The sequence below is a fragment of the Algibacter sp. TI.3.09 genome, from assembly GCF_038154905.1.
In the GTDB taxonomy this organism is placed as follows: Bacteria; Bacteroidota; Bacteroidia; order Flavobacteriales; family Flavobacteriaceae; genus Algibacter.
Genome location: NZ_JBAKAN010000008.1, coordinates 79,612 through 102,045, shown reverse-complemented (window position 1 = coordinate 102,045; position 22,434 = coordinate 79,612). Strand labels below are relative to the sequence as shown.

The 22,434-nt window shown below is 33.3% G+C and carries 16 protein-coding genes and 1 tRNA gene; 4 read left to right on the top strand and 13 right to left on the bottom strand.

All coding sequences use genetic code 11. The features are described 5' to 3' along the window. Positions 1–405: 405 nt before the first annotated feature. From V6246_RS17525 to V6246_RS17515, 3 genes are all read left to right on the top strand, one after another. Positions 406–864, top strand: a complete 459-nt coding sequence (locus V6246_RS17525) for a helix-turn-helix domain-containing protein (protein ID WP_042501985.1) — start codon at positions 406–408, stop codon at positions 862–864. Beyond that, positions 810–1,658 carry an IS3 family transposase gene (locus V6246_RS17520; protein ID WP_341561749.1) on the top strand — a complete coding sequence of 283 codons (849 nt, stop codon included), beginning with the start codon at positions 810–812 and terminating at the stop codon, positions 1,656–1,658. Before V6246_RS17525 ends, V6246_RS17520 begins: the two co-directional genes overlap by 55 nt. 155 nt (positions 1,659–1,813) lie before the next feature. After that, the gene (locus V6246_RS17515) at positions 1,814–2,431 is read left to right on the top strand and encodes an IS3 family transposase (protein ID WP_341561748.1); all 618 of its coding nucleotides are present in this window, start codon (positions 1,814–1,816) and stop codon (positions 2,429–2,431) included. A gap of 288 nt (positions 2,432–2,719) precedes the next feature. Here the strand turns inward: V6246_RS17515 and V6246_RS17510 are convergent. The 6 genes from V6246_RS17510 to V6246_RS17485 all read right to left on the bottom strand — a co-directional run bounded on the left by V6246_RS17510 (position 2,720) and on the right by V6246_RS17485 (position 11,772). Beyond that, a tRNA-Met gene (locus tag V6246_RS17510) sits at positions 2,720–2,792 on the bottom strand. A gap of 278 nt (positions 2,793–3,070) precedes the next feature. Next, positions 3,071–3,895 (bottom strand): Two component regulator three Y domain protein, encoded by an 825-nt coding sequence (locus V6246_RS17505; RefSeq protein ID WP_341561746.1) that lies wholly within the window; start codon positions 3,893–3,895, stop codon positions 3,071–3,073. Between the two features lie 155 nt (positions 3,896–4,050). After that, positions 4,051–5,367 carry a TolC family protein gene (locus tag V6246_RS17500; RefSeq protein ID WP_341561745.1) on the bottom strand — a complete coding sequence of 439 codons (1,317 nt, stop codon included), beginning with the start codon at positions 5,365–5,367 and terminating at the stop codon, positions 4,051–4,053. Then, entirely contained in the window at positions 5,357–8,554 is a 3,198-nt protein-coding gene (locus V6246_RS17495) for an efflux RND transporter permease subunit (RefSeq protein ID WP_159018075.1), read from the bottom strand. Before V6246_RS17495 ends, V6246_RS17500 begins: the two co-directional genes overlap by 11 nt. Further along, a complete protein-coding gene (locus V6246_RS17490; RefSeq protein ID WP_341561744.1) occupies positions 8,554–9,684 on the bottom strand; it encodes an efflux RND transporter periplasmic adaptor subunit in 1,131 nt (376 codons plus the stop codon). Before V6246_RS17490 ends, V6246_RS17495 begins: the two co-directional genes overlap by 1 nt. A gap of 183 nt (positions 9,685–9,867) precedes the next feature. Then, positions 9,868–11,772 (bottom strand): ABC-F family ATP-binding cassette domain-containing protein, encoded by a 1,905-nt coding sequence (locus V6246_RS17485; RefSeq protein ID WP_159018077.1) that lies wholly within the window; start codon positions 11,770–11,772, stop codon positions 9,868–9,870. Between the two features lie 85 nt (positions 11,773–11,857). Here V6246_RS17485 and V6246_RS17480 point away from each other — a divergent pair, with 85 nt between their 5' ends. Then, positions 11,858–12,241, top strand: a complete 384-nt coding sequence (locus V6246_RS17480) for a DUF983 domain-containing protein (RefSeq protein WP_341561743.1) — start codon at positions 11,858–11,860, stop codon at positions 12,239–12,241. A gap of 187 nt (positions 12,242–12,428) precedes the next feature. Here the strand turns inward: V6246_RS17480 and V6246_RS17475 are convergent, their stop codons facing one another. From V6246_RS17475 to topA, 7 genes are all read right to left on the bottom strand, one after another. Next, positions 12,429–13,469: an NAD(P)/FAD-dependent oxidoreductase gene (locus V6246_RS17475; protein WP_341561742.1), complete on the bottom strand. Its 1,041-nt coding sequence runs from the start codon at positions 13,467–13,469 to the stop codon at positions 12,429–12,431. Between the two features lie 90 nt (positions 13,470–13,559). Beyond that, complete coding sequence (gene porN / locus V6246_RS17470; RefSeq protein ID WP_159021060.1) at positions 13,560–14,450, bottom strand: type IX secretion system ring protein PorN/GldN; 891 nt, start codon at positions 14,448–14,450, stop codon at positions 13,560–13,562. 117 nt (positions 14,451–14,567) lie between these two features. Beyond that, positions 14,568–16,130 carry a type IX secretion system motor protein PorM/GldM gene (gene porM / locus V6246_RS17465; RefSeq protein ID WP_341561741.1) on the bottom strand — a complete coding sequence of 521 codons (1,563 nt, stop codon included), beginning with the start codon at positions 16,128–16,130 and terminating at the stop codon, positions 14,568–14,570. Between the two features lie 66 nt (positions 16,131–16,196). Further along, positions 16,197–16,841 carry a type IX secretion system motor protein PorL/GldL gene (porL, locus tag V6246_RS17460; protein WP_159018081.1) on the bottom strand — a complete coding sequence of 215 codons (645 nt, stop codon included), beginning with the start codon at positions 16,839–16,841 and terminating at the stop codon, positions 16,197–16,199. Positions 16,842–16,929: 88 nt separating this feature from the next. Then, on the bottom strand, positions 16,930–18,291 hold the full coding sequence (gene porK / locus V6246_RS17455) for a type IX secretion system lipoprotein PorK/GldK (protein ID WP_341561740.1): 1,362 nt from the start codon (positions 18,289–18,291) through the stop codon (positions 16,930–16,932). 161 nt (positions 18,292–18,452) lie between these two features. Continuing rightward, complete coding sequence (locus V6246_RS17450) at positions 18,453–19,619, bottom strand: formimidoylglutamase (protein ID WP_341561739.1); 1,167 nt, start codon at positions 19,617–19,619, stop codon at positions 18,453–18,455. A 123-nt stretch (positions 19,620–19,742) separates the two neighbouring features. Continuing rightward, positions 19,743–22,277, bottom strand: a complete 2,535-nt coding sequence (gene topA / locus V6246_RS17445; protein WP_341561738.1) for a type I DNA topoisomerase — start codon at positions 22,275–22,277, stop codon at positions 19,743–19,745. Between the last annotated feature and the right edge of the window lie 157 nt (positions 22,278–22,434).

Genomic DNA, 22,434 nt, shown 5'->3' with positions numbered 1-22,434 from the left:
GGCTCACTCAGCTCTAAAAAATATATAAACGAGACTCAAAGTGGTTTAAAAACATATTCCTAAAAACCTTACTCAACCGACTTCTGACAATTCAAAACGCAACTGTTGCGTGCGACTGACTTTACTCGTACTCGAAAAACTCTCAGTTTTCTAAATTTAACCGCATATCTTTCGTAAAATAAGTCCGACAAAAAATACCACGCATGGCAACATTGTATAAAAATAATGCTTAGTTTAGTGCTTAATCAAGAGTAAATGCGAGTTTGCTTGCTTATGATTTTCCTTCGGAAAATCCACGCACACAAACATCGCACTATTCTTATACGTAACCGTTGTGTGTAATGTAACGATTGTACTTTCCTGAAATAGGTTGACTAAAAATTAAACCATTAATTATAGTCACTTATGAAAACACAAAATGAACACTGGCGAAAAAAAAGCTATCAAAAAGCAACCTTGGAGACCAAAATTTTAGTTGTTGACCAAATCCTTAGCGGACAATTATCCAATAACCAAGCTTCAAAAAAATACGATGTCCCTAGAACAACCATTACCTATTGGTTAAGAAAATACAGTACATTAGTACAACAAAATACTGGTATGAGTAAAAACGACGAAATCAAAAAACTAAAGGAACGTATTGAAGAACTAGAGTTTCAAAAAGACTTTCAACAAGACATTATCGCTGATATGGAACTTATTACAGGAGTGGATATGTCAAAAAAGTCATTGCCCAAAACGTTAGCAAAAGAGATAGAGCAAAAGAAAAAACAGCGTATAAAAGAAAATGGCTCTATGGATGTTTTGGGATATCTAAACAAGCCTTTTACAAAAGACTCAAAACCCAACAAAAACAACAGCTAGACCATCAAAAACTAATCAAAATGGTCAAAGACTACCGTAAGCAAGTAGGCTCTAAAACTGGTGGGATTAAACTGCACAAGGAGTTAAAGCAAGACTTTATAAGCGCTGAGATCAAGATAGGTAGAGACAAGTTCTATAACTTCTTGAGACTTCATAAACTTCTAGTGCCTAAAACTAAAAATTACGTCACCACTACAAACTCTAACCATATGTACAGAAAATATAAAAACCTTGTAAAAGACCACGTACCTAATCGACCAGAACAACTCTGGGTTAGCGATATAACATACATTAAAACAGAAAATGGGCACAACTATCTAGCATTAGTCACAGACGCCTATTCTAAGCAAATAATGGGATATAAACTCGACAACCATATGAGAACATCGCTTTGCTCAGACGCGCTCGCTATGGCTATTAAAAACAGAAAATATTCTAATCAAAAACTTATTCATCATTCAGACAGAGGGTTTCAATACTGTAACCCTAAATATACAGAATTTGCTGAAAGCAATGGAATTCCCATGAGTATGACAGAACAGTACGACCCTTATGAAAACGCTGTCGCTGAAAGAATTAACAGAACACTGAAATACGAATATGGTCTAAAACAAACCATTAAGAACACAAATCTAGCTCAAAAAATGACTGAACAAGCAGTTTATATCTACAACAACTTAAGAACACATTTTAGCTTAGACTTAAGAAAACCAGCAGAAGTGCATTTAAATCCAAACATAAAATACAAATCCTATCGAAAAAATAAAGTAAATTTACCTGAACTAACGATTTAAAAACTCACCTAGTTCAAACTATTTTTTTGCTGTTCTAAACGGCTAAAAAAAATCTTTTGAACGTGGAAATATTAACAAAAAAAGAGTCAACCTATATCAGTATAATACAAAGACTCAAAACCCAACAAAAACAATAGCTAGACCATCAAAAACTAATCAAAATGGTCAAAGACTACCGTAAGCAAGTAGGCTCTAAAACTGGTGGGATTAAACTGCACAAGGAGTTAAAGCAAGACTTTATAAACGCTGAGATCAAGATAGGTAGAGACAAGTTCTATAACTTCTTGAGACTTCATAAACTTCTAGTGCCTAAAACAAAAAATTACATTACCACTACAAACTCTAATCATATGTACAAGAAATATAAGAACCTGGTCAAAGACCAAGTCCCTACTCGACCTGAACAGCTCTGGGTTAGTGATATCACTTATATTAGAACAGAAAACGGACACAACTATCTAGCATTAGTCACAGACGCTTATTCTAAACAAATTATGGGATATAAACTCGATAATCATATGAGAACATCGCTTTGTAAAGAGGCGCTCGCTATGGCCATTAAAAACAGAAAATATCCTAATCAAAAAATTATTCACCATTCAGATATAGATTTCCAATACTGCAACCCCAAATACACACAATTTGCTAAAAATAATGGAATTACAATGAGTATGACTGAACAATATGATCCTTACGAAAATGCAATAGCAGAACGCATTAACAGAACTCTTAAATACGAATACGGATTAAAACAAAACATTAAAAACACTTAATTAGCACAAAAAATGACACAACAAGCGGTGTATATTTATAACAATTTGAGAACCCATTTTAGCCTGAATCTCAGAGAACCTGCTCAAGTACATTTGAATACAAACATCAAACTGATCAACGCCTACTCAAATCATCTTTGCGTTATAAATTTTTGGTTCTGAAAAAATATTCTTCAATGGGAGACTGTGTTCTAAATCGTGTTCAAATGTAAGAATTCTGTTCAAATTAGACATAAAAAAACGGCTTAGTGTGAACTAAACCGTCTGTCTTAAAGTAATTCTACTTAGTAGCGGGAACTGGACTCGAACCAGTGACCTTCGGGTTATGAGCCCGACGAGCTACCTACTGCTCTATCCCGCGATATAATCTAGAAATAATTTACTTAGCTTTTAACTCTTGGCTCATAATACCAATCAAATTATTTCCGACTGCAAATATACAATCCTTTTTAGATATTACAAGCATTTTTTAGTGAAAAATTTACAATAATTTTTAAACAACTCATTACCTGAGTATTCCATTTAAAAATAAATTCAAACAAGCTAAATATTATATTTTTTACTTCAAATTAGACCAAAAAAAATAGCAGCTTTTTCAAGCTACTATTTAAATACTAATTATAACAACACTTTAATATACTATTCTTTTTCAATATCCATAATAGCGGTAGCACTTTGCAACACCATGTTAGATAAGTTTTGTGGCGTATTACCAGATACTGTAATGTATTCTTGATTTAAGTTATTATCGCTCACCATTAATGTATTTAATTTAGTAAGGCTAATAAACTCTATTGGTAAATTACCAGAAAAACTATTTGAAGATAACATTAATTCTTCAAGATTATGAAGTTGAGCTAATTCTACTGGAATTTCTCCGTTCATTTTATTATCCATTAAACCTAATTTTTCTAAGTTTTCTAAAGCATGGATATTTGGAGAGATTGTTCCTGTTAAATAATTACTGCTTAATAAAAGTTCTTTTAATTGAGAAAGTCCCATTAAAGATTCAGGAATATCACCTGTTAATTGATTACTATAAAGTTTAATGTATTCAATATTCTTTAATTGCCCAATACCTGAAGGTATTTGTCCTACTAATTTATTCATAAACAACTCCAAAGCTGTTAACTCGGTTAAGTTTGAAATTGAAGTAGGTATTTCACCAGAAAGTTGATTAAATCCTAAATTAAGTTTTCTTAAATCGGTTAAATCTCCTAGTTCGGTAGGTAACTCACCTTTTAAGTTATTAAATTGAAGATTAATTTCTACTATATTATTGTTTTCGATAGTAAGTCCAAACCAAGACTCTACGTCTGCTTCTAAATTCCATGACGTATTCCATTGATCTCCATTTGTTGCATTGTATAGAGCGACTAAAGCATTTTTCTGTACTTTCGATATACTAGCAAATGAATAACTTGTTACTAAACAGAAGATTAAAATGTAGTTTAAATTTTTCATGTGAATTGTATTAGGTTGTTTATTCTCTTACAAAAATAGACTTAAACAAGACGAACAACTATTTTATTCGCTCAAATACAATAAATTTTAACATTTAACCACCGATGAAATACACTATTTATCGATAAAGTGTATTTTACTTCGTAAAACGTAATCTAAAACTCTATATTTAACAAATCACCACTTATCTGTAACATTTGCATTTCGGCTATTTTTGCTAGATATTTAGCCTGATCACGACTTAATTCTGCATTCAATAGGTTGAGTTGTGCTTGTCTAAACTCTATCGAATTTATCTGTCCAAGCTTAAATTGCTCTTCTGTTCTATCAAAATTATTCTCAGCCGTTTTAATATTATGCTCCTGCAGTCTATAAACACTTAACTTATTCTCATAGTCATCCCAAGCATTATTAAAATCTCTTACTATAGATACTAATAGTTGCTCTTTAAGTATTTTTTGAGCTTCTAAATTTACCTTAGCATTTCTCACATTTGTAATAGTACTTCCTCCATCAAATAAATTCCAACTTAAACTTAATCCAGCAGAAAGTCCTGTATTAATGGAGTATGCAGCAAAAGAAGCAGCATTATTATTGTTTTTATTCCAACCGTAGCTCCCTGATAGACCAACCGTTGGTAGGTATGCCGAAGTTTCCGATTTTATTCCTAAGGCATTAATATCTATATTTTTATTAACCTGAAGAATACTAATATTATTATCTCTTGTCTTCGCTAAAAGCTCACTTTTATCATATAGATTATCAAAAGCTACTTCTGTATCAATAGTAAAATCATCGGGTATGGTATTGCCTAAAACAAAATTTAAATCACGTTTTGCATTATTAAGTTCTTGCAAGGTGTTCATTAAACTAATGCTATCATTATTAATATCGACTTCTGCATTAAGACTTGCTAGTTTATTAGCTTGACCATAATCAAATTGATATTCCGCTCTAATTAATCTTTCCTTAGAGATAGTTAATGTTTGCGAAAGAGCATCTTTATTTTCAACAAGTTCTGCTACATTATAATATATTGTAAACAATTGTACTATCGTGTTTTCAATAGTTTCGCGTGCTTGCAACTCTGTTAACTGCTTTGTTTCTTTAAATTGTTTATAATCGTAAGATCGGCCTAAACCATCAAACAACGTATAATCTAAATCCACAGATGCATTATAACTAGAACTTTCTGCTCCATTCAAAACCCTATTGGTTCCATCGGAAAAGCCTACCTCAGTATCATCTAAGTTATAATTGGCTCCTGCATTACCTGTTAAAGTTGGTAAATATCCAGAGTTTAAAATATCGGCATTATTTTCGGCTATTTCCACATCGGTTTTAGCGATTTTTATTCCGTAATTATTCTCTAAAGCTAAGCTTACCGCTTTTTCTGGCGTTATTAACTCTTGAGCAAACATTGGAGCTTGCAAAAGGAATACTATACTAAAAAAGACAAATTTAATGTTCATGCTCTTCTTTTTGTTCTTTAATGGCGCGTTCTACTTCTTCTTTCGTTACTTCTTCTCCGGTTACTAACCACTTAGAACTCTTTTTAATATTGTTACTAAATGCTAAGAATAACGGTAAGACTAATAAAGTTAGAATAGTTGCATAAGCAATACCGAAAGAAATTGAAATTGCCATAGGTTTTAAAAATTGTGCTTGTCTACTTTTTTCTAGTAATAAAGGTGCCAAACCAGCTACAGTTGTTACTGAAGTTAAGAAAATAGCTCTAAATCTAGATTTTCCAGCATCAGAAAGTGCCATATCGAAAGTCATTCCTTCTTTTAAATTAGAATTGAATTTACCAATAAGCACCAAACCATCATTCACCATAATACCTATTAAAGCGATAATACCTAAAAGTGATAATATGTTTACCGGAAAATCTAACATCCAATGTCCCCAAGCTACTGCTGTTAAACTAAAAGGCACTAATAGTATAAGTAAAATAGGTTGACTATAACTTCTGAAGGTAAACGCTATTGTGATATAAATAAGTAAAAGAATTGGAATTCCCGCTGCTTTTAATGATCGAGATAATTTTACGGCTTCTCTGTTTTGACCTTCATAAGATGTTGAAATTGTTGGATACCTAGACTGAATTTCTGGAATAACATTCAGTTTAATATCATCTATAATATCTGTAGCACTAGAACTAGGGTCTTTTAAATCTGCCGATACTTTTATTTCCCGCTGACCTTCTAAATGATTTATTGCCACATCTCCTCTTGCAATAGTATATGTTGCAATATCTTTTAACGTAACACGTTCTCCCGAAGGCGTCATAATACGCATGTCGTCTAGATTATTTATAGACTTACGGTTAGATAAATCGTAACGCACCCAAACTTTTATTTCATCTTGTCCACGTTGAAAACGCTGTGCTTGAGTTCCAAAAAACCCAGAACGTACCTGAGACATTACTGTTTGTAAATCTAAACCAAGTAAATACGCGCTTTCTTTTAATTCTAATTGAATTTCCTTTATTCCGGCCGGATCATTATCCTCTACATCTTTTAATAACGGATTGGTTTTTAAAACCTCTTTCAATTCGAGTTTGGCTGCTTTTAGCTCTTCAATATTATTACTTAATAAAGAAACCGATACAGGGCTACCTCCAAAATTACCGCCCGAACCAAAAATTAAACGCTCTGTTCCAATTACAGGTCCAACGGCTTCTCGCAATTTATTAGTTACTAAGCTGGAATTTATTTCATTCGGTCGCTCTTCACCAGGTAGCATGTTTATTTGCAATTGCGCACTAGACGAACTTGATAAAGACAGAATTGTATTTTCAAACAACTCTTTCCCGGTACCTTTTAAGTATTTATCAGATAACTCTTTATTAACTAAATAAGCCTTTTCCTGAATCATTGAAATAATAGAATCGGTAACTCTTACATTGGTGCCGTTAGGCATATCTAATTCTACTGAAACTCTATCACTGGCAACAGATGGAAATAAGGTTACACCTATTACACCTCCACCAATAGCACCAATAGTGAGTATTAAAAACCCAATAAAAAAGCTCAATGAAAGCATTTTATATTTTAAAACGAAATCTAGAGATGGACTATAAAGCTTATCACGCAAGAACACCATAAAGCGATCTCCTAGCTTATTAATAATACGCATTTTAGAGAAAAACTGTTTCATCTTAGAAGGGTTTTCCTCTTCTACCGGTTTCCGAAGCGCTTTAGAATGTGCTAAATGCGCAGGTAAAATAATTAATGCTTCAACTAAAGAAACAACTAGAGTTAATATTACAATTACAGATACTTCACTGAAAAACTCCCCAATTCTACTATCTAAAAAGAGGAATAACGAGAATGCCAACAATGTGGTAATAATTGCAGAAACTACCGGCGGAATAACTTCCATAGTACCATCGATTGCAGCTTGAACTGGCGTTTTACCTTTTTCGTAATGCTGATATATATTTTCAGCAATAACAATACCATCATCCACCAAAATACCGATAACGATAATCATTCCGAAAAGGGATAATACATTTATAGTAACATCAAATTGTGCTGCAAAAATAAACATCCCTAAAAATGAAATAGGTAATCCAAAGGCCACCCAAAAGGCTAAACGCGTATTTAAGAATAAGGATAGGAAGATCAATACCAAAATCATCCCAACAATAGCATTCTCTGTTAATAGCTGTGTTCTTTGGTTAAGTGTGATAGATAAATCTCTAACAATCGAAATTTTAACGTTATTATGACTTTGATTGTATCCTTCTATATAGGTTTTAATTTTTTCCGCAGAACTAATTAAATCTTCGCTATTTGTACTTGTTACCGTAATATTTACAGCCAATTCCCCATTAAAATAAGTCGCATTTGGAGTTTCAGAAAAGCGATCTCTAATTATAGCAACATCACTTAAACGAACAGTTTTACCATTATTAGTGGCTTTTATAATAATATTAGAAAGTTCTTTTCCGTAATAAGACCTGTTGGTTGCACGAATTAAATATTCTTCGGTGTCTGTTTTAATATTTCCACCAGTAACTAATATATTAGATGTGCTTACGGCTTTAGAAACATCTTCGAAACTAATATCGTAAGCTAATAAACTAGCTTCGTTTATTGCTATTTCAATTTCTTCTTCAGGATAGCCAGATACTTCAATTTGCGAAATACCTTCAATAGCTCTTAAATCGTTTTCAACTTGGCGACCTAATTGTTTTAGAGTAACCAATGGAATCTTATCTCCACTTAAAGCGAATGTAATAGTTTGGCGAACTTCTTCTTGCTTAGCAACAATTAAAGGTTCCATACCTGTTGGAAAAGAAGGCACACGATCTACCGCGTTCTTAACTTCCAATAACATAAAATCTATATTTTCACCCGTTTCAATTTCAACAGTAATGGTTCCGCTATTTTCTCTAGAAACCGATGTTACTCTATCTACACCGCGTAATCCTTTTAAGTTATCTTCTATTTTTAAAACAACACCTTCTTCTATTTCCTGTGGAGATGCACCGGGATAAGCAACGCTTATGGTTACTATTTTAGAATCGGTTAAAGGGAAAAACGAAGACTTAAGCGATAAGATCCCGATAGTACCGAACAATACAAATGCTAAAATAAAAATATTTACAGCAACGTGATACTTAATAAAATAAGTAATTAACTTTCTCATTATTTATCGTCCGTTTTATCTGTTGTTTCAAAAGGCTTAACAAGCATTCCGGCGTAAGCGCCTGGCACTGCCTTTTTAAGAATTACAGTACCATTTGGTACATTCTTTAAAACCACTTTTGTTTCAGAAAAATAGACAGGTTTAGCAGGCATTACATCGAGCAAACTATCTCTAACAATAAAAATCTCGTTACTTTCTGATAATAATCCTCTATCGATTTCAATAGCATCCTCCTCATCCCTAGCGTCTAGTTGCGCTTCGAGATACAAGCCTTCTTTTAAAGTATCGTCCTTAACATCAATATAAGCCGTAATGGTTTGCGTGGTAGCGTCTACGCTTCCGTTAACGCGAGACACAAGACCTGTATAAGTTTCGGTTTTATCTAAATTAGTCAGTTTCACAGTTTCGCCAACTTTAAGCATACTAGCATAACTTTTACTTAAAGCTACTTCCATTTCGTATACAGAAGGATCAATAAACTCACCTAATTTCTGTCCGCCTCTTACCAAAGAACCTTCCGTTACTAAGGCTTCAGTTAAAATACCCGAAAAAGGAGCAGAAATATTATACTTAAATAAACGCTGTTCTAAATTTTTAACATTGTAATAACTAGATACAATACCACGACCGGTAATAAAATAGTTTTCTTTATCAGAAGTCATTTTTGGTAACTCTGGTGTTGTTTTATTTAAATCGAAACTAGAAAGATAATCTTGCCATTTCTGAAAAACATCTGTAAAATCTAAACGCAAGTCTGGCATTATTGCTGCAATATCGTTATATAAATTACTTTTGGCAGATTGAACACTTGAGTAATACTCCGAAGCATCTACACGTATAAGCGTTTGCCCTTTTCTGTATTTTTGCCCTGGCTTAAAAAGAATATTAGAAGATTTAAAAATCCCTTCAACTTCCGAGTAAATTTCCACACGACGCTTAGCAACCAAACTTCCGTTTGCCGGAATTACAATCTGAATTGTGCTATTTACAACGGTATCAGTAAGAACCATTTTTACAACTTTCTCCTTAATAGGTTTAGGTTTATTCTTTTCGTCAATGAGTTTTTTAGCAAAAAAAACAGAAAACCCAATGAATAAAATTCCTATGCCGGAAAGTATAAAATTTCGCATGATAATGGTTTTGGTGGTAAGTTGTCAAAATTACCCAATAACTCATTCCGAAAAGTTAAAAAAAACATAAAAAAAACGGAAACTACACATTGGCAGTTTCCGTTAAAATTTTAAAGAAAACTAAACATTACTCTTAATTACTCACGTAAATTTAAATTCTAGATATTAAATCAGGCTTTTAACCTAAAACTTTTCAATTTCCATTTGAATATCTTCCCATTTTTGCATAAAATTCTGCAAATCAGATTTCATTTTTTGGTAATCATCAAAGAAATTTGGTTTAGATGAAACTTCTTCATAATTAATTTCAAGCTCAGCATCTATCTTTTTAATTTTGCGCTCCATCTCGCTAATTTTAGACTCAACGTTGCTTAATTTATTATTTAAAGATTTTATTTTCTTTTGATCTTCGTAAGATTGTTGATTTTTTTCCTTCGGAACTTCCTTAATAACCGTACGTTTTTCAACCTCACGTAAACTATCTACATTTCGTTTCTCTAAGTAATAATCAATATCACCCAGGTATTTCTTTATTTGTTGGTCTTTAAACTCGTAAACCGTATGTGTTAATCCTTGCAGAAAATCACGATCATGCGATACCAAAATTAACGTACCCTCAAAGCGCTTTAAAGCCTCCTTCAATACGTTTTTAGATTTAATATCTAAGTGATTGGTAGGCTCATCCATTATTAGCACGTTAAACGGTTGCAACATTAATTTTGCTAACGCCAAACGGTTACGCTCACCACCCGAAAGTACACGCACATACTTTTCAGCCTCGTCTCCTCTAAACAAAAACGAACCTAAAATATCACGAACCTTACTACGGTTCGTTTCATTTGCAGCATCAATCATAGTATCTAAAACGGTTTTGTTACCATCTAAATACTCGGCTTGGTTTTGAGCAAAATATCCAATCTGCACATTATGTCCCAATTTTAATTCACCGTCATGCTTAATATCACCAACCATTATTTTTGCAAGTGTCGATTTACCTTGTCCGTTCTGACCCACAAAAGCGGTTTTAGTATCACGTTCAATAAGTAAATCAATAGCACTTAAAACTTGGTTGTCACCATATTTTTTAGAGATTTTGTTGGTTTCAACCACTACTTTCCCTGGCGTAATAGATACCGGGAAGTTAAGCGTCATTACGCTGTTATCATCCTCATCAACTTCAATTCTATCAATTTTATCAAGCTTTTTAATAAGCGATTGAGCCATAGTAGCCTTAGATGCTTTCGCTCTAAACTTCTCAATAAGCTTCTCGGTTTGCTCAATTTGTTTTTGTTGATTTTTTTGAGAAGCCAATTGTTGCGTTCTTAATTCCTCGCGCAATACTAAAAACTTAGAATACGGTTTAGGGTAATCATATATTCTTCCTAAAGAAATTTCAATAGTTCTATTAGTAACATTATCCAAAAACATTTTATCGTGAGATACAATAGCTACGGCACCGGTATAGTTTCTTAAAAAGCTTTCTAACCAAATAATAGATTCAATATCCAAGTGATTGGTAGGCTCATCGAGTAGCAGAATATCATTATTTTGTAATAATAATTTAGCCAACTCAATACGCATACGCCACCCACCCGAAAAAGTATCGGTAAGTTTTCCAAAATCTTCACGTTTAAAACCTAAACCTTGTAAAATCTTTTCAGTATCTCCTTGGTAATTGTAACCTCCTAAAATATCGTATTGATGTTGTAAATCATTAATATCGACCATTAATTGGTGGTAACCTTCACTCTCATAATCGGTACGTTCGGCCATTTGGGTGTTAACCTCTTCCATTTTTGCCTCCAATTCCTTAATTTCAACAAAAGCCTCGTAAGCCTCTTCTAAAACCGTACGACCTAAAATAAAATCGATATCCTGTTTTAAAAAGCCAATCTTTAATTCTTTATCTGCGGCAATTTGTCCTGTATCAGGCTCCATTTCTTTCGATAAAATTTTAAGCATGGTCGATTTTCCAGCCCCATTTTTTCCAATAAGGCCTATTCTATCGCCGTTTCCAAGTTTAAATGTAATATCTTCAAACAAGTATTCGCCTTGAAATGAAACCGATAAATTATGAATGTTCATCATAGAAATGTAACTTTTATTACAAAGTTTTAGTTATAAAAATCTTATTTTTGCTTTGTAATTGCGCTTGCAAAAATACACAAATTATATGTTTAAAAAAGGATCAAAAGTATATAGTATTTTCACGGGAACTTGTCCTAAATGTCAAGAAGAATCTATGTATACCAACAAAAACCCATATGTACTTACCGAAACCTTAAGCATGCACGAAAAATGCAGTAATTGTGGTACAAAATACAAGATAGAACCATCGTTTTTCTATGGCGCCATGTACGTGAGTTACGGTGTTGGTATAGCTTTTGCCGTTGCGGCCTTTGTAATTAGTAGTTTTGTGTTCGATGCGACTTTAAATGGAATATTCATCGCTATTATTGCAACACTTATTGGTTTTATGCCGGTAATTATGAGGGTTTCTAGAAATATTTGGATCAATCTTTTTATGAGTTACGACAAAAAATTAGCAAAAAAATAAAGTTAATTTTATTTTGGGCGTTACCTTTTACAATTCTGCAAGGTTAAAAAAACCTAGCAAAATTGCAAAAGGTCGGGCTTTCACTACTCGCTACCTCCTACCGTCGGGGAGCTTAAACAAGCCGTTCAATCCCTAACGCAAACCAATCCGCTAGAGTTATCTCCGTAACTATAATCAAAAAGGATATTTACTTAAAACGAGCAATATCAATTTCAGGCTCTAAAAGCGTACCTAATTCAATAAACTCATAGAGCGCTTTAGCAACGTAAGGCCCAATCATTACGCCACGTGTTCCCAAACCGTTTAAAACATATAAGTTTTCATAATCACTATGTTTCCCTATTAAAGGACGTCTATCTTTTACAGTTGGCCTAATTCCCGCCACTTGATTTACTACAGTAAAATCGCAATTAATTACCTTTTCTAACTTATCTAAAAGCTCTTTTTTAGCCTTATCTGTAACATCGTGTGTAGTATCATGCCAATCGTAAGTAGCGCCTACGGTATATAAATCATCTCCTAACGGAATTAAAAATACACCAGCCTTTAATACAACCTCCATATTTAAGTTTGGAGCCAAAATAGTAAGCAACTCGCCTTTGGTTGGAACCATAGGTAAATGATTAAAAAACGGGTTTTTAGTCACTCCAAAACCTTCAGCAAATACTATATGCTTCGCCTCAATGTGTTTGTAGTTTACAATAGCATCATCACTTTCTAAAACATCATAATCAAAATCACTTTCAATTAAAAGACCATCTTTAAGTAAATCTGTTTTATAAGTTTCAATTAAAGTTTTGACATCGACTCTTCCAGTGATTAAAACTTCACCAAAACTAAACGGAGCATTAATAGCTTCATTTGTGTTCTTAATCAATTTAGTAGACAGGTATTGGGTTAATCTAGGCTTGTCCGATGCTGTAAACCAATCGTTCTGTTCTTCTAAAGAGGCAAACTTCCTGTAAACAGGGATTTTATAATCCAATTTCACATTAAGCCTTTTTTCTATATTTTCATAGACGTTTAAAGCTAAATCAATTTGCTCCTCACTTTTCCAAACCGATGTAAACCGCTTTAGAACAACCGGATTATACAATCCGCCTGCCACGGTAGACGATTGTTGCGATGCATTATCAAACACCACAAAACTCTTGCTATGGGCCTTTAATTGCTCACAAAAACTAATACCGGCTAAGCCAATTCCAACAATAATATAATCTACTTTCATTTATTGCGAAGATAAATATTTACAAACTTTATTTAACAAAAAAACGCCCACTTAAAAGTGAGCGTTTTACATTTTTATGAAATCTAGAATTTAATATGTCCACATATCTAATTCAAAATCTCTAATTTTATCTTTAATTCTATCAGATTCTAATAGTTGCATTAAAGCATTATCAGAAATGTATTCCGATACCGCTCTATCACCTTGTACGTTTTCTTCTTTATAAGTATAACCATGAAAACGACGTGCATTCAATATATGATCGAATGAAAATGGCATAGAACTATTTTTATCATTAAAAGATTTTGCTTCGTGTAAAACCTCACGAGCATCTGGGAAGAATACCCAAAATAATTCAACTAAGTCTGGCTCATCGTCATCAATAAAGTTAACATCTGGCGCCACTGGTGCAATACCTAATAAACGGTATTTCATTTCAGCTTGACGTTTATCAAAATACCAAAGTCCTTTAATGTGGTATTCTCTAATTTCTGCAGCTGTAATATCTCTTCTATTGATGTACTCAGCAGAAAGTTCTTCTCCAGCATTCAACTGCTCGATACCAACTCCTGTTGTATCAATTTTAGATAATGCAGATTCAATATCTTTTAACGTTCTTTTCGCATTAAAATACGAATCGTCATAGATGTTTTCAATCTTACCATTTTTAATGTTCTTCATTAGAACATCGTATAATGAACGTCTGTTACTACTAATGTTATTAGTATCTATAGGATAGTACAAAGGAAAGTTAGAACGTTCATCTAAAACAACCTTTTCCCAAGTCATTTTTGAAAATAGAATATCACGATCATCAACATAACCGTATTCTAAAGGTTTATCGTTATCTACAGCCTTTTGAGCATCTGTTCTAACACCAATTTCTTCTGGGCTTTTCGCATTTAAAATATTTGCCTGAGCAAACATACCAGATACGGTACAAACAGTTGTTACAGTTAATAAAAAACTTTTCAAATTCATGTGCTTACTATTTATTGTTTTTAATGAAACATCTAAAATAAAAATACTCATTTTATTTTAGATGCTCATCCTATAATACTTATTATTCAGTAATAACTAAACGTTATGTTTTCGTTTTTAGTTTGTAAGCTCGATAATAATTGGTGATACTTTTTTAAGTATTACACTAACACCGGTTGCTTTGGCCTGAATATCAAAAATTGTAACATCAGATCCACGCTTAGCTTTACGTAAAGCTCCTTTTGCTCTACTATCTAATTTACTACCACTTACACTTATTGTTGGTTGTCCTGGTACTTTAAATTTAAACCCAGTAACACGTAATGGTAATTCAAAATCAAAATCATCAAACTTAGCTCCAATAGTTGAAATTTCAAGACTATTACGTTGCATTTTTACAGCACCATCTTCTCCTCTTACAGTTCCTGTTGGCTTTGGTAAATCTTTAATTCTAAATGTTGCTTTATCTCCTACGTTACCACCACCGTCAGGTAATGATGCGCTTACGTTAATAGTTACTTCTCTACCTTTAATTTTAGTAGCATCCATAACATATTTACTTCCAGAAACTTTAGCTAAACCTTGAGCTTTAGCATTTACTTTATTGTCAGGCACACCTGCAAAAGAAATAGTCATTGGGTTTTTAACACCTCTATAAACTACATTCATTTTATCTGCAGAAATAGTTGCTGAATTTGGTTTTGCAACCGTTGCAAAAGATGAGTTTACAGGTACTTCAACCTCTTCTCCATCTTGAGCAAAATATAAAGCTCCTGCAATTTTATGCTCTCCAACTCCACCAGTTCCAACTTTAAGTTTCACCTTACCGCCTTCAATAGTGTATTGTTTATCGCTAAGTTTTCTACCATCTAAAGTTAATTCAACTCTACTTGGTTTTGTTGAAGCATCTGTACGACCTAAAACAATTTGTCCATCGAATTGCTCTCCATTAAAATAAGCAGATTTAGATGTTTCCATTAAAGTAGTATAGTTAGTCATAGACACCTCACTAGAAAGTGTTCCTTGTAACATATTACCTAATATCTCAGACTCTGTTGTTTTAATATCAGACTGTAATTGAGTCATTTTAGTTAAAGAAGCTACTAAAGGAAATCCTTTAAAGTTATGATCTAACCACTCTACAGTTCCTGCGCCACGCTTAACATCTTCAGTATTAAATTTGTCTTTTACAGATTTAACTACATCTTCCATGCCTTTTTGGCCTTCAATAAGTTTAAGAACGCCTTCTCTAAAGCCAACTATTTTAGCTTTAAACTCTTCGCCTTCTGCTTTTAATTTCCCACCTTTAAAGAAGTTTTGATCTAAATAATCACCCTTATCCATACTTTCGTATTCTTCAGGATTATCAACCGTTGCGGTCATTTTAGTTTTTAATTCTTCTAGGTATGCGTTAAAATCTCCTGCTAATTGATCTAAAGCTTCACCTTTAGCCTTTAAAGGCTCGTATTTCTCAGGTTGCTCTTCAGCTTTTAACTTTAAATTATCTACGAATGATTTATTTCTCAATTCTGCAGACTCGTTAGATTCAACAAGTCTCTCGTTCATTAATCCGAATGCTGAAAGTACTTCTTTCGACATATTTAATGCTAACATTGCAATAAATATGAGGTACATTAGATTAATCATTTTTTGTCTAGGTGATAAATTTCCTCCTGCCATGGTTAATTAGGTTTTTAATGGTTAATTAATAATAAGTAATTTGGGGTTATTAATTAGCCTAATTAATTATTTATTCATTGCAGATAACATACCTCCGTAAACACCATTTAATGATGATAAGTTTGAAGCTAAAGATTGCATTTGTTCTTTTAATTTCGCTGCATTTTCAACAGATTCTTCATTAATACTTGCTTGTTTACTAGCACTTTCTAATTGTACTTTGTATAAACCGTTTAATGATTCCATTTGAGATGCTGCTAAAGATAACTCTGCACCGTATTTTTTAGTTGCTTCCATAGAATCTACAGTAGACCCCATGTTTTTTGCAGCTCCTTCAAAGTTTTTAATGCTATCTCCTAAGCTTGCAATTAACTCTCCGTCAATTTTAGCTTCTTTTAGTAAACTATCTAATTTTTTAGATAACATACCTTGAGCATCATCATTTTGAGCTACTACTTCTTTTTTTGATCCCATACCACCAGCTAATTCTGGGTATACTAAAGACCAGTCTAATTCATCATCAACAGGTTCAAATGCTGATACAGCAAAAATAAGCGCTTCTGTTACTAGACCAATTGTTAAGAGTGTATTACCATTTAGTGGTCCAAACTCCATGTGTGTTATTTTGAATAATGCACCAAGGATAACAACTGCTGCTCCTAATCCATACATCATATTCATGATTTTTTTACTTCCTTTTGACTTTGCCATAATTTCTGATTTTAATTTAAGTACGAATACTTAAGTAGGTTAATTAATAAAAATTTATAATGATTTGATTTGATTTAATACAATTAGCTTAGTTACCGTTTTTTGTTACCTGTGTCCCCATATAATCTTGAACGGTTCTAAAGCCAATATAACTTCTTGCAGAATCTGCATATTCGTAATCTCTTGAACTTACTTGTAAAAAGTATGCTACATCTTTCCAAGAACCACCACGAACAATTTTACGTTTGTTATCTCTATCGTTTACACTTGGGTTAATACTTGATGTATACTCATAAGATGAAGGATCATAAGATGCATTTACCCATTCTGAAACATTTCCAGACATGTTATACAAGTTGTAATCGTTAGGCTCATAAGATTTTGCTTCTACAGTGTATAAAGCTTGATCGGCAGCATAATCTCCACGTACTGGTTTAAAGTTTGCCATAAAACAACCTCTATCACTTTTTGTGTAAGGCCCACCCCAAGGGTAAGTTGCTGCTTGCAGACCTCCACGAGCGGCATACTCCCACTCTGCTTCAGATGGTAATCTAAATGTATTTACCATTGCTGAACCTTTTTTAGATTTTTGGTAAGAGTTTTTCTGTAAAGTTCTCCACTCACAAAATGCTTTCGCTTGTTTCCAAGTCACGCCTACTACTGGATATTCTCCATAAGCATCATGCCAGAAATAATCGTTATGCATTGGTTCGTTGTAAGAATATGCGAAATCTCTAATCCAAACTGTTGTATCTGGATATATTTCTAACTCTTCCTTTTTAATAGCATCTTTACGTTCAATACCTCTGTTATTAGCAGCTTCTTGAATATCCATATAGCTATATTGGAATTTAAATTTCTTAACATCCCAAGTACGTTGACCGTTGTATGATGCCTCTAAAGGCAAATACATAGTATCCATAACCTCTGCATACCACTCATCTGGGTATTCAGCCGTATCAAATACAAGATCAACATCTTTGTTCAACTTTCTACCTTCGTAACCTGTTGGCCCTAATCCGGTATAGTTTTCGAACATGTACTTTTCGTAAACAGACATGTTAGCTGTATCTGCATCTTTAAATGCAAACTCACCAATACCTCCGTCTTCCGGAATTTTACCAATTTCATCGGCTAATACAGCAAGTTTCATTCTAACTATAGAATCTCTTACCCAATTAACAAATTGGCGATATTCACTATTTGTTATTTCAGTTGCATCCATGTAAAATGAGCGCACTGTAACAGTTTTTGCAGGTGCATCTTGCACACCAGCTAAATCATCATCGGCTTTACCCATTATAAATGCGCCACCAGGAATAAGCTCCATACCATAAGGCTTCTCTGGATGCCATTTTTTTCCTTGCACACCAACCAGTTCACCTCGGTCATTTGAGCCGCAACTTGCTAGCAATGCTACTACTGTGGTTAATAATATAAACTTCTTCATAATCATAGAAAACTCGCGGTTAATTATTTAAGCTCTAACTTGAGAGCGTAAACATATTTATATATTTTTTAAAAAACAACTTTTTACCTAAAAAAATTACATTTCGTCGTAAAAAATTAACATTTAAACGATGAAATGCGCATTTTAACCTTTTTCACTTGCTAAACACTATTTTTCCTAATGGCTTTGTACCAGCGCTCTGGCACTTTATTATTGCATGCATCTTTGTAATCTTGGTGCATGCAAGGTAATAACGTATGCCTTTTTAATTTATTATTAACTTCTGACAAAAAAGGTATTTCAATCCACCATCTTCCTGTCTTATTACTCTTATAAAAGACTAATTCTTCCGATTCTACCAAAGTAATGAATTTTTGGTAAGTATATTCATCTGAAAAATCATCATCTTTAATTCTATAATTCACACCTTCTATAAAATACCACAGCATTTGTGATACTAACATAGATGTTATTTCATCATCACTAGAAGGTTTGTATTCGTAAATACCAAAAGACGATACCTTATTACTAATACCCGCATATCTGGCTATGGCGCAAATTTCTTTACCATTTAGACCATTGGGAGATACTTTTTGATTTAAACTAACTTCAGAGCTTTTTACAGACCCCAAATCGATACTTACAATATTAGCATCCCTCAATACAGGTTCTACTATTGTAATATCGTGAGATACTTGCCCAAGTCTATAAGACTCAAAATACAAACTGTCCATCAAATCTATTTCTTCTTGCGAATTAAAATATGTTTGATAGCCTACTGTTGCGTAATTAAAAAGGTTATAGGGTTGATCTAAAATAATTTTACCTACAAAACTATTGTTCTTCATAGGTTTAGTTGAATCGCCCAGATCAAATTTGCTATCAACATTTACTATATTCACCATGGGCGCAAAACTATCATAAGCACGATAGTTTGCATAAGTAAGATCTTGCGATCCTCCCAAAATCACGGGAATTACATTTTGCTTAATTAAAGTATTTACAACTTCTTTTAAAGCAAAATAGGTATCATCTACACTTTCGCCTTTTTCAATATCACCTAAATCGGCAACACTAATACTCCAGCTACCAGGGAAAAGGCTATAAAATCCTTTACGGATTTCATCTAAGCAAAACTCTTCACCTATATAATTAATATCGTTTCTATTTTCTAAAACACCAACTATAGCAATTTGAACACCATCTAAATCTGGAATACCCTGCTGCGCTGAGTGAATTTTTATTTTTCGACCTAAAGCCTGAGCTGAAAGCAACTCATTATGAGCCAATACAAAATCTGAAACAGGAGACAGAAAGTTAAAATCCATTAAAGTGTACTAAATTATGCTGTTTTGCGTTACACAAATATCAATAAAAAAAGAAAACTAACACTATAAATGTAAAAATTTATATCACAAATAAAGGTGGTTAAATTTTCTTTTTTTATAAAATTATTTCTTTTTCGCTGTTGTTTTTTTAGTTGTCGTTTTTTTCGCTGCGGCTTTTTTAGGCGCTGCTTTTTTTCTTGCTTTTTTCTTCGGAGTTTTAGCTTCAATTAGTTTTGCAGCTTCTTCCAAAGTCATTTCTGTAACATCAACCGTTTTGGCTAATTCTACTTTTATTTTACCTTTTATAACATTGTGACGGCCCCAACGTGCTTTTTCTACACGAATACCTTCTTCTTCCCAATTATGAATAACTTTGTCGATTTCTTTTTGAACCTTAACTTCAATAAGTTCTACAATTTCATCATCGGTTAAATTATCCCAATCATATTTTTTATTCACATTAATAAACAAGTTGTTCCATTTTATATATGGTCCAAAACGCCCTTTACCTTTTTGCACAGGTAAATCTTGATACATGTAAATTGGCGCATCGGCTTTTTGTTTTTCTTTAATTAAAACAATAGCATCATCAAGCTCCACACTTAATGGGTCTGTCCCTTTCGGAAGCGATACATAAGCATCACCAAACTTTACATAAGGTCCAAAACGTCCATTATTAACAACAATTTCTTCATCTTCAAAGTTTCCTAAATTTTTAGGAAGTTGAAATAAATCCATCGCCTCTTCGAATGTTATCGAGTTTAATTGCTGATCTGGACTTAAACTTGCAAACTGTGGCTTCTCTTCATCATCCACCGTTCCTATTTGAACCATTGGTCCAAATTTACCTAAACGCACACTTACTCGTTTACCTGTTTTCGGGTCTTCTCCTAGAATACGCTCACCAGATTCTCTATCGGCGTTTTCTTTTACATCTTCTACTATCGGGTGAAAATTATCGTAAAATGATCTCATCATTTTCTTCCAATCTTCTTTTCCTTCTGCTATTTCATCAAAATCGGCTTCTACTTTTGCTGTAAAACTATAATCTAAAATAGATTCAAAGTGATTCACTAAAAAGTCAGTCACAATCATTCCAATATCTGTTGGAACTAACTTCCCTTTATCTGACCCCACTTTCTCTGATAAAGTCACATCGTTTACCGTACCATCTTGAAGTTTTAATTGAGAATAATTTCTTTCCTCACCATCTATAGTACCTTTTTCAACATAATTCCTGTTCTGAATAGTTGAAATTGTTGGCGCATATGTAGACGGACGACCAATACCTAATTCTTCTAACTTCTTAACTAAAGATGCCTCCGTATATCTAGCTGGCGGACGTGTGTAACGTTCGGTTGCTGTAATATAACTATTAAGTAATGTTTCATTAGTTTTCATAGCTGGTAACATACCATCTTGTTCATCTAAATCCTCATCATCGGTACCTTCTAAATATACTTTTAAGAAACCATCAAAAGTAATAACCTCTCCGTTTGCTGTAAAGGTTTCTTTATGTGTTGATGCACTAATTTTTACGTTAGTACGCTCTAATTCTGCTTCACTCATTTGTGATGCAATAGAACGTTTCCATATTAAATCGTATAAACGTGCTTGATCATAATCAATATCTACTGAATGTACAGCGAAATTGGTTGGACGAATCGCTTCGTGAGCTTCTTGAGCCCCTTTAGCTTTTCCTTTATAATTTCTAGATTTACTGTATTGATCGCCGTAAGCATTTCTAATTTCTGCCTCTGCTCCTTTTTTAGCTTCATCTGAAAGATTAACACTATCCGTTCTCATGTAAGTAATTAAACCGGCTTCGTAAAGGCGTTGCGCCATCGTCATGGTTTTACTTACCGAAAAGTATAATTTTCTAGAAGCTTCCTGTTGCAACGTAGATGTTGTAAACGGTGCTGCTGGAGATTTTTTAGCTGGTTTCTTTTGTAAATCGGCTACTTTAAAATCGGCCTGAGCATTTTTCTCTAAAAACTTTTGAGCTTCCTTTTTAGTTGAAAAGTTCTTCGGAAGTTTAGCCTTAAAGCTTTGTCCATCTTCATTAGAAAATTCTGCATCTATTCTATATGATGCTACAGGACTAAAACCTTGTATATCTCTTTCCTTTTCAACAATTAATCGAACTGAAACTGATTGTACACGACCGGCAGACAAACCACCTTTCACCTTTCTCCATAATACCGGAGACAGCTCGTAACCTACAATTCTATCTAATACACGTCGTGCTTGTTGGGCATCGACTAAATCGTAATCTATTCCACGTGGATTCTCAATCGCTTTTAAAATAGCAGATTTTGTAATTTCGTGAAAAACAATACGTTTTGTTTTCTCTTTATCTAATTTTAATGTTTCGGCTAAGTGCCATGCAATAGCCTCTCCCTCGCGATCCTCATCACTTGCTAGCCAAACCATTTCGGCTTTCTTAGCTAAGTCTTTCAGTTTTTTTACAACTGCTTTCTTATCTGTGGATACTTCGTATTTGGGATTAAAATCACCCTCAACATCAACCCCTAATTCCTTGGATGGTAAATCGGAAATATGTCCGAAACTAGATTCTACTTTAAAATCTTTTCCTAGAAACTTTTCAATGGTTTTTGCTTTTGCAGGTGACTCTACTATTACTAAATTCTTCGCCATAAATCATTTTTTGATCCTACAAATGTATATCAAAAAAAGTTTATCTGCCTAATTTTACGTACTATCTGTATAATTTTTACATAAAAAACCCTGCTTTTAATAGTAAAAAGCAGGGTTTTATTTTTTTATTACTCAGATAACCTTTAAATATATTTCG

Bases quoted from the DNA above. Each gene is read 5' to 3' on its own strand.
- porK (WP_341561740.1), bottom strand. From the start codon at position 18,291: ATGAAGAAGTTTATATTATTAACCACAGTAGTAGCATTGCTAGCAAGT.
- V6246_RS17490 (WP_341561744.1), bottom strand. From the start codon at position 9,684: ATGCGAAATTTTATACTTTCCGGCATAGGAATTTTATTCATTGGGTTT.
- V6246_RS17525 (WP_042501985.1), top strand. From the start codon at position 406: ATGAAAACACAAAATGAACACTGGCGAAAAAAAAGCTATCAAAAAGCA.
- V6246_RS17480 (WP_341561743.1), top strand. From the start codon at position 11,858: ATGTTTAAAAAAGGATCAAAAGTATATAGTATTTTCACGGGAACTTGT.
- V6246_RS17495 (WP_159018075.1), bottom strand. From the start codon at position 8,554: ATGAGAAAGTTAATTACTTATTTTATTAAGTATCACGTTGCTGTAAAT.
- porN (WP_159021060.1), bottom strand. From the start codon at position 14,450: ATGAATTTGAAAAGTTTTTTATTAACTGTAACAACTGTTTGTACCGTA.
- topA (WP_341561738.1), bottom strand. From the start codon at position 22,277: ATGGCGAAGAATTTAGTAATAGTAGAGTCACCTGCAAAAGCAAAAACC.
- V6246_RS17505 (WP_341561746.1), bottom strand. From the start codon at position 3,895: ATGAAAAATTTAAACTACATTTTAATCTTCTGTTTAGTAACAAGTTAT.
- V6246_RS17450 (WP_341561739.1), bottom strand. From the start codon at position 19,619: ATGGATTTTAACTTTCTGTCTCCTGTTTCAGATTTTGTATTGGCTCAT.
- V6246_RS17475 (WP_341561742.1), bottom strand. From the start codon at position 13,469: ATGAAAGTAGATTATATTATTGTTGGAATTGGCTTAGCCGGTATTAGT.
- porL (WP_159018081.1), bottom strand. From the start codon at position 16,841: ATGGCAAAGTCAAAAGGAAGTAAAAAAATCATGAATATGATGTATGGA.
- porM (WP_341561741.1), bottom strand. From the start codon at position 16,130: ATGGCAGGAGGAAATTTATCACCTAGACAAAAAATGATTAATCTAATG.
- V6246_RS17485 (WP_159018077.1), bottom strand. From the start codon at position 11,772: ATGATGAACATTCATAATTTATCGGTTTCATTTCAAGGCGAATACTTG.
- V6246_RS17500 (WP_341561745.1), bottom strand. From the start codon at position 5,367: ATGAACATTAAATTTGTCTTTTTTAGTATAGTATTCCTTTTGCAAGCT.